The sequence below is a fragment of the Aquabacterium sp. genome (assembly GCF_044226965.1).
Lineage (GTDB): Bacteria > Pseudomonadota > Gammaproteobacteria > Burkholderiales > Burkholderiaceae_C > Pseudaquabacterium.
Map to the genome: position 1 here is coordinate 38,925 of NZ_JBGAGA010000046.1, position 7,943 is coordinate 46,867.

At 69.6% G+C, this 7,943-nt stretch carries 4 protein-coding genes and 2 pseudogenes; 3 read left to right on the plus strand and 3 right to left on the minus strand.

Annotation, left to right across the window (positions count from 1 at the left end; all coding sequences use genetic code 11):
- The first annotated feature begins 113 nt into the window (after window positions 1–113).
- Complete coding sequence (locus ACILR4_RS19205; protein ID WP_395702481.1) at window positions 114–3,323, plus strand: two-component regulator propeller domain-containing protein; 3,210 nt, start codon at window positions 114–116, stop codon at window positions 3,321–3,323.
- Window positions 3,324–3,330: 7 nt separating this feature from the next.
- Here ACILR4_RS19205 and ACILR4_RS19210 read toward each other — a convergent pair whose 3' ends face one another.
- Window positions 3,331–4,305, minus strand: a complete 975-nt coding sequence (locus ACILR4_RS19210) for a Bug family tripartite tricarboxylate transporter substrate binding protein (protein ID WP_395702482.1) — start codon at window positions 4,303–4,305, stop codon at window positions 3,331–3,333.
- Window positions 4,306–4,542: 237 nt separating this feature from the next.
- Between ACILR4_RS19210 and ACILR4_RS19215 the strand changes: the two genes are divergently transcribed.
- Window positions 4,543–5,244: an IclR family transcriptional regulator gene (locus tag ACILR4_RS19215; RefSeq protein ID WP_395702483.1), complete on the plus strand. Its 702-nt coding sequence runs from the start codon at window positions 4,543–4,545 to the stop codon at window positions 5,242–5,244.
- A gap of 107 nt (window positions 5,245–5,351) precedes the next feature.
- The gene (locus tag ACILR4_RS19220) at window positions 5,352–6,566 is read left to right on the plus strand and encodes an alpha-hydroxy acid oxidase (protein WP_395702484.1); all 1,215 of its coding nucleotides are present in this window, start codon (window positions 5,352–5,354) and stop codon (window positions 6,564–6,566) included.
- 13 nt (window positions 6,567–6,579) lie between these two features.
- On the opposite strand, the pseudogene ACILR4_RS19225 reads toward ACILR4_RS19220, so the two are convergent.
- Window positions 6,580–6,930 (minus strand): annotated as a pseudogene (locus ACILR4_RS19225) (cation:dicarboxylate symporter family transporter); the annotation flags it as partial.
- Window positions 6,931–7,071: 141 nt separating this feature from the next.
- Window positions 7,072–7,940 (minus strand): annotated as a pseudogene (locus tag ACILR4_RS19230) (cation:dicarboxylate symporter family transporter); the annotation flags it as partial.
- Window positions 7,941–7,943 lie beyond the last annotated feature (3 nt).

Below are 7,943 nucleotides of genomic sequence, written 5' to 3' on the forward strand. Positions count from 1 at the left end.
TGGGTGCCCTGGGCCTGCGACCAGCCGGGCGATAGGATGCGGTCCCGATGCTGCAGGCGCCATGGCCGCGCAGCCCATCACGGTGTATGAAGCAGTCGAGCCGTCTCTTGCGCATGTTGTTCGCTGTGGGCGCGGCTGCCGCATCGGCCGTGATCGTGGCCGTGCCCGCGCATGCGCAGGACATTCCGGTGCTCGACGTGGCGCTCGCCGCGGGCCCACCGCTGCCGTTCCAGCAGCTGCCCTTGCCCTCTGCGTCGGTCGCGATGCAGCGGATGGCCCAGGACAAGTACGGCTTCCTCTGGCTCAGCGCCGAAGACGGCTTGCAGCGCTACGACGCCTACGGCTTCATGAAGGTGCCGGATGGGCGCAGTGCCCACGACGTCGGCTACCTGAACGGTCACTCGCTGGCGCGCGACCGCGCGGGCCGGCTGTGGATCGGCGGCGACGACTCGCTGGTGCGCTACGACCCCGACACCGGCAGCCTCACGCAGTTCCGCTCGCCCGACGCGGCCTGCGGCACCGTCCGGGTCGCCCACGACATCGTCGAGGACCCGGACGGCCTGATCTGGCTCGCGACCGACGACGGCGTGACCGCCCTCGACCCGAGCACCTCGAAGACGGCCTGTCATCGGCCACGCTACACGCCCTCGGTCGGCGAGACGCGCGTCATTGCCACCATCGCATTGCCGGACGGCACGCTGTGGGCCACCAGCAGTGAGGGGCTCTACACGCTGGATCGGCGTTCCGGCAAGGTCACCCGCCACCTGAGGCTGGAGACACCGGCGGGCCGCAAGTTCGTCTGCACCGGCTTTCCCGCGAAGCCGTTCGTGGACAGCAGCGGCAGGCTGTGGATCGGCCTGTCCTCCGGTGGCGACCTTGCCGCGGTCGACCCGGCGAGCGGCCGTGTCACGGTCTATGCGTTCAAGGGCGGCGGCCTGGCACCGAACGCCTCGGCCTGTGTCGTGTCGATCCAGGAGGACCAGGACCACGCGCTCTGGCTCGGCACCCACAAGCTCGGCCTCGTGAAGCTGACGCCGGACCGCCAGCAGGCGATCTGGTACCAGAGCAACCCGGACGATCCCGAGGGCCCGGGCGACGACTTCATCATCAGCCTGTTCCGTGACCGCGACGGCAGCTTCTGGTCGACGACGAAGCTGGGGGCCGTCTACCGCTTCGACGCCGAGCCGCGCCATTTCCGTTCGTACCGGCATCAGCCGGCGAATCCGAACAGCCTGGGCAAGGGCGCGGTGACCGCGGTGTTCGCCGAAGATGCCGACACGCTGTGGGTCGGCACCGACCGCGGCCTGAACCGCATCGACCGCGCCACCGATGGCGTCACGCACATCGACCTGCCGGTCTTCGCGCGCGGGGTCAGCGCGATCGCCAAGGATCGCGACGGCCACCTGTGGTTCGGCACGAACGGCAACGGCCTCGTTCGCTTCGACGCCCGCAAGGGCCAGAGCACGATCTACACCCATGCGGCAGCCGATCCGCGATCGCTGAACCACGACCGGGTCACCGCGCTGCGGGTCGACCGGGCCGGCAGCCTGTGGGTCGCGACCGACTTCGGCCTCAGCCGCTGGGAGCCGTCGACCCAGCAGTTCACGACCTTCACCCCGCAGGCGAGAAGCCTGCTGCAGTACCGCTCGATCGCGGAGGACGCGGAGGGCGTGCTGTGGCTCGCGACGACCTCGCACGGCGTGCACCGCTTCGATCCCCGCGCGGGCAGCTTCCGGGTCTTCGATGCCGAGCTGCGGGCGGCGCGCCCGCCCGGGCATCACCGCGTCAATGCGGTTCACGTCGACCGCGCCGGCACGGTGTGGGTCGCGACCTTCCGCGGGCTGGGCAAGCTCGATCCGCGCGACGGGCGCTTCACGTCGTACGACTCGCGTTCGGGGCTGCCGGCGGACACCGTCGTCGGCATCCTGGAAGAGGACGATGGACGCCTGTGGCTGAGCACCCCGAACGGGCTCTCGCGCTTCGACCCGCGCACCCGGACCTTTGCCAACTACCACGAGCCGGATGGCCTGTTGACCGATCGCTTCCGCACCCCCGTGGTCGCCGCCCAGAGCGCCAGCGGCGAGATGTTCTTCGGCTCGCAGACGGGGCTGGTGGCCTTCCGGCCGGGGCAGGTGGTCGAGCGCCAGCAGGTGCTGCCGGTGTTCCTCACCGACCTCCGCCTGGCCGGCGAGTCGGTGTTGCCGGGCAGTGGGCCGTTGCAGCAGCCGATCTGGTCCGCCAAGGCGCTCGACCTGGAGCCGCGCAGCATCGTGTCCTTCGACTTTGCCGCCTTGAACTACGTCGACCCGGCCCGCACGCGCTATCGCTACCGGCTCGACGGGCTCGAGACGAAGTGGAACGAGACGGACAGCGCCCGCCGCAGTGCGACCTACACGACCTTGCCCGCGGGCGACTACACCTTCCGGGTGCAGGCGCGCGGCGCCCGCGGCGACTGGAACGACAGCACGCTGGCGCTCAAGATCAGCGTCCCGCCCCCGTGGTACGCGACCTGGACCTTCCGGATCGGCATCGCCGCCCTGCTGCTCACGGCCCTGTGGCTGGCGCACCGCCTGCGCGTGCGCCAGCTGCACCGCCGGTTCGAGATCGCGCTCTATGCGCGGCTCGGCGAGCGGGCCCGCATCGCGCGCGAGCTGCACGACACGCTGCTGCAGACCTACCAGGCCTCGCTGCTGTGGTTCCGGGCGGCAATGAACGTGCTGCCGGAGCGGCCGCTCGAAGCGAAGCAGAGGCTGGCGCAGGCGCTCGACCGGGCGGAATCGGCGATCGTCGAAGGGCGCGATGCCGTGCAGGGCCTGCGCGCCTCGACCGTCGAGGTCAACGACCTGGCCGAGGCGATTGCGGCGATCGGCGCCGACCTGGCCCGGACCCAGGGTTCGACCGACGCGCCGGCCGTCAGCGTCGGGCTCGAGGGGGCAACCCGCCACCTGAATCCGCTGGTGCGCGAGGAAGCCTGCCGCATTGCCGGCGAGGCGCTGCGCAACAGCTTCCGCCATGCCGGCGCACGGCAGATCACCGTCACGCTGCACTACGGCGCGCGGCAGTTCCGGCTGACGGTGGCCGACGATGGCAAGGGCATCGCCCCCGAAACAGTCGAGGGCCAGCAGCCCCTCAGCCACTTCGGGCTGCCCGGCATGCGCGAGCGTGCCGCGATCATCGGCGGGCAGCTGGACATCCGCAGCGCGGTCGGGCGCGGCACCGAGGTGGAACTGCAGGTGCCCGGCCCCACCGCCTATGAGAAGACCGCCCAGGCCCGTCGTTGGTGGGATGTGCTGCGTCGCGGGACCGAGACCGACGCCATGTGAACGGGCGCTAGGTGGGGGTGATCTTCGCGTCGCGGATCACCTTGTCCCAAACGGCGGTCTCCTTGCGGACGATCTCAGCCAACTGCTGCGGATTGGCCAGCGCGACATCCACACCCAGCGTGTCGAAGCGCGCGGCCATCGCCTTGTCCGCAGCCGCCTTCGCCATGGCGGCATGGAGCTGCGCAATCACCGGTGCGGGTGTTGCCGCGGGCGCGAAGAGGCCGTTCCAGCTCTTGTAGCCGAAGCCCGGCACCGTCGCCGAAATGAGCGGAATGCCTTTGAGCGCCGCGGAGGCACTCGGCGCCGTCAGGCCGATGACGCGCACGCCACCGGTCTCGACCATTCCGGTGAACGACGGCAGCGTGCCGAACATCGCGTGGATCTGGCCCGATACCAGATCGGTGAGTCCCGAGGACGCGCCACGATAGGGAATGTGCTTGATGTCGATCTGCGCCGCGCGCGCGAAGAGCTCGGTACCGAGGTGTGCCAGGCCGCCGACCCCCGCCGTTCCGAAGTCGAGTTCACCGGGGTGAGCCCTGGCATAGGCCACCAGTTCGGCCACTGACCTGAACGGCAGCTTGGACGAAACCACCAGCACGTGCGGCGCGGTCGCGACCATGCCAACTGGCGCGAGTTGCGTGAGGATGTCCACCCGCTGCCTCATCAGCAAGGGCTGCGCCGTAATGTTGCCCGAGGCCGCGAACAGCAGCGTGTACCCGTCGGCCTTGGCACGCACCACGGCATTCAGGGCCGGCACGCCGGCGCCCCCGCCCATGTTCTCGATCACGAGAGGCTGCGAGCCCACATGCGGCTGCATGCCCTTTCCGAGGTCCCGGCCCAGGACATCCGTCGCGCCGCCGGCAGCAAAGGGAATCACGATCCGGATCGGGCCCGCCGGATAGGGCGCCTGTGCCCGCACGCCGATGGCTGCGAGGGCCGTCGAAGCGATGAACGCGCGTCTGTCTGGCATCGTGCGTGGCATGCGAATGTCTCCGTGCTCAGAATGGACGGCATCATCGGAAGCGGCATCGCCGCCCGCAAGGCGTTACGACTGACGTAACGACCTGGACCGGCTCGATTACGATGGCTTCGCTCACGCTGCAAGGGGGGGACCGAGCTCGTGCGAAGAGACACAACCAGGCCAGAAGCGACGGGCGCGCTGAAGCGGCTGCTCACGGAAGCACCGGCGCCCGCTTCGGCCGGCGCGGCGGACGTGGGTGTGAACGCCGTGTCGCGCGCATTGGCCATCCTGACCGCCTTCGATGGCGACGAGCTCTACTTGCCGCTGCACGAGCTGGCCCGCCGCACGGGCATGCACAAGCCGACGACGCTGCGCCTGGCCCGCACGCTGGCCACTGCCCGCTTTCTGGTGAAGCGGGAGGACGGCGCCTGGCGGCTCGGTCCGGCCGCGGGCTGGATCGGGTCCCGGTACCAGGCGCAGTTCGATCTGAATGCCGCGATCGAGCCGATCCTGCTGCAACTCAGTGCGTCGACCGGCGAGCGGGCTTCCTTCTTCGTCTTCGAGGGCAATCTGCGCAGTTGCCTGATGCGCTGTGACGGCTCGGCTGCCATCCAGAGCCCCATCCGCTCCGGCGAGGTGTTTCCGTTGGACCGCGGCTCCGCGGGCCGGGTGATCCTGGCCGCGCTGGGCGAACCCGGCGATCTCCACGAGCGCATCCGCCGGCGCGGCTTCCACCTCACCCGCGGCGAACGCAATCCCGACATCGCAAGCGTGTCAGCCGCCGTTCGCGGTCGCCACGGAACCGTGCTCGGCTCGGTCAGTCTCTCGGGCCCGCTGGAACGCCTGACCGTGTCCGTGCTTCGGCGCCACGCACCCCACACCGTCTCAGCGGCCAGGCAACTCGGCGAGGCCCTCGGCGCGATGCCGGCGACCGCGCTGCGGGCCACCTGGCATCCCTGATAGGCAGCCGCGCCGCCATTACGCAGAGCGAAACGGATTGCAGCGCGCGGACGGGGAGCGATCCAATGCGGGACAGGCCGCTCCGGCGGCAACCACTCGCCTGCCTCATGAGTCAAAACCCGCCAAAGCAGCAGCTCGGGCCTGCGCCCGACGCGCGCCACCACCTGCCCGCCAGCCTGCGCGACATCCTCTGCCTGGGTGATCTGGAAGACGCTGCGAGGCGCCGCCTGCCCCGGCCCTTGTTCGGCTACCTCCAGGGCGGCGTGGAAGACAACGTGAGCATGCGGGCCAATCGCGCGGCCTACCAGCGGTGGATGTTCCGAACCCAGGTCCTGGTGGACGTCTCGGGTCGTCGCCAGACGACGCGGCTGATGGGCACCGACTACCAGGCGCCCTTCGGCATCGCGCCGATGGGGCTGTGCGCGCTGTTCGCCTTCGACGGCGACGTCGTGATGGCGCAGGCGGCAGAAGCGGCCGGCATTCCGTACGTGCTGAGCGGCGCCTCACTCACCCGCATGGAAGCCATTGCGAAAGCCGCGCCGACCTGCGGCTGGTTCCAGGCCTACATGCCCGGCGACGCCGGCCACATCGAAGGCCTGGTCGAGCGGGTGAAAGCCGCGGGCTTCGGCACCTTGGTCGTCACGGTGGACACCGCCGCCCTCGCGAACCGCGAGAACAACGTGCGGGTCGGCTTCTCGACACCCTTGCGACCCAGCCTGCGCCTGGCCTGGGACGGCATGGTCCGGCCGCGGTGGACGCTTGGAACGCTGGGCCGCACACTGCTTCGACGCGGCATGCCGCACTTCGAGAACGCCGGCGCCCAGCGCGGGGTGCCCATCCTCTCGCGCACCGTCGTGCGTCAGTTCGGCCTGCGTGACCATCTTTCCTGGCAGCACCTGGCCACTGCCCGGCGCGCATGGCCGGGCAAGCTGGTGGTGAAGGGACTGACCAGCAGCGACGACGTGCGACGCGCCGAGCAGTCAGGGGCCGACGGCGTCATCCTGTCGAACCACGGCGGGCGCCAACTCGACGGCACGCTGCCGCCCTTGCTGGCGCTACCCGAGGCGGCGCATGCCAAGGGCCACATGGCGCTGATGGTGGACAGCGGCATTCGCCGCGGCACCGACGTGCTCAAGGCGCTGTCGCTGGGTGCCGATCACGTTTTCGTGGGCCGGCCAATGGCCTATGCCGCAGCCGTCGCAGGGCGCGCTGGCGTGGCGCATGCCATCACCTTGCTCCAAGAGGAGATCCACCGCGACATGGCGCTCCTGGGCGTCAATCGGCTGGACGAACTAACCCCGGATCGACTCGTCCCGGTGTGAGCGCTTGTCACCGTCATACGGAGGCCGGCGCAGCAGTCGGCAGGGCCGCGTCCGCCTCCAGCGCCAGCTCGGTCTCGGCATAGTTCTGCGCGAGTTCGCGGGTCAGCACGTCGCGGTCGCAGGCCTTCTCCCAGATCGACACGACCACGCAGGCCACCGCATTGCTCATCGTGCTGGTCAAGGCCCGCGCCTCGGACATGAAGCGGTCGATGCCGACGATCAGCGCCACGCCAGCCACCGGCAGGTCCGGCATCACGGTGAGCGTGGCCACCAGCGCGACGAAGCCGCTGCCGGTGACGCCGGCGGCGCCCTTCGAGGTCAGCAGCATCAGCCCGAGCATCGCCGCGATCTGGGTCCACGTGAGCTGGATGTCGCAGGCCTGGGCGATGAACATCGAGGCCAGCGTCAGGTAGATGGCCGTGCCGTCCAGGTTGAACGAGTAGCCGGTCGGCAGCACCAGGCCCACGACGCCCTTCTTGCAGCCCAGCCGCTCCAGCTTGTGAGCTGGATGTCGCAGGCCTGGGCGATGAACATCGAGGCCAGCGTCAGGTAGATGGCCGTGCCGTCCAGGTTGAACGAGTAGCCGGTCGGCAGCACCAGGCCCACGACGCCCTTCTTGCAGCCCAGCCGCTCCAGCTTCATCAGCAGCCGGGGCAGCACCGGCTCGCTCGACGAGGTGCCCAGCACTACCAGCAATTCCTCGCGGATGTAGCGCAGCAGCTGCCACAGCTTGAAGCCGTGCATCCGCGCCAGCAGCCCCAGCACGACGACGACGAAGAAGGTGCAGGCGACGTAGAAGGTACCGATCAGCAGGCCCAGCGAGCCGATGGACTTGATGCCATAGCGGCCGACGGTGAAGGCCATCGCGCCGAAGGCCCCCAGCGGCGCCAGCCGCATGATGAAGCCGAAGGCGGAGAACAGCATGTGCGCGAAGGCATCGATGCCTTCCAGCACCGCGCGGCCGCCCGCGCCGATGCGGGTGAGGCCGAAGCCGCACAGCACCGACAACAACAGCACCGGCAACACCTCGCCTTCGGCGAAGGCACCGAAGAACGAGGACGGGATGATGTGCATCACGAACTCGGTGAAGCCGCGCGGCGGCACCTGGCTCGAATACCTGGCGGCCACCGCGGCATCCAGGTGCTTCGGGTCGATGTGCAGGCCCGCGCCCGGCTGCAGCAGGAACACCGCCGCCAGGCCGGTCAGCAGCGCGAGGATCGTCAGCGCATAGAACAGCCCCATCGACTTCAGCAGCGTCTTGCCGATCTCGCGCGTGTCGTTGAGCGAGGTGATGCCGCTGACGATGGTGCAGAAGACGATCGGCGCGATCATCATCTTCACCAGCTTGACGAAGCCGTCGCCCAGCGGCTTCAGCGC

Coding starts and splice junctions, on each gene's coding strand:
- ACILR4_RS19205 (WP_395702481.1), top strand. CDS start 114: ATGTTGTTCGCTGTGGGCGCGGCTGCCGCATCGGCCGTGATCGTGGCC.
- ACILR4_RS19210 (WP_395702482.1), bottom strand. CDS start 4,305: ATGCCACGCACGATGCCAGACAGACGCGCGTTCATCGCTTCGACGGCC.
- ACILR4_RS19220 (WP_395702484.1), top strand. CDS start 5,352: ATGAGTCAAAACCCGCCAAAGCAGCAGCTCGGGCCTGCGCCCGACGCG.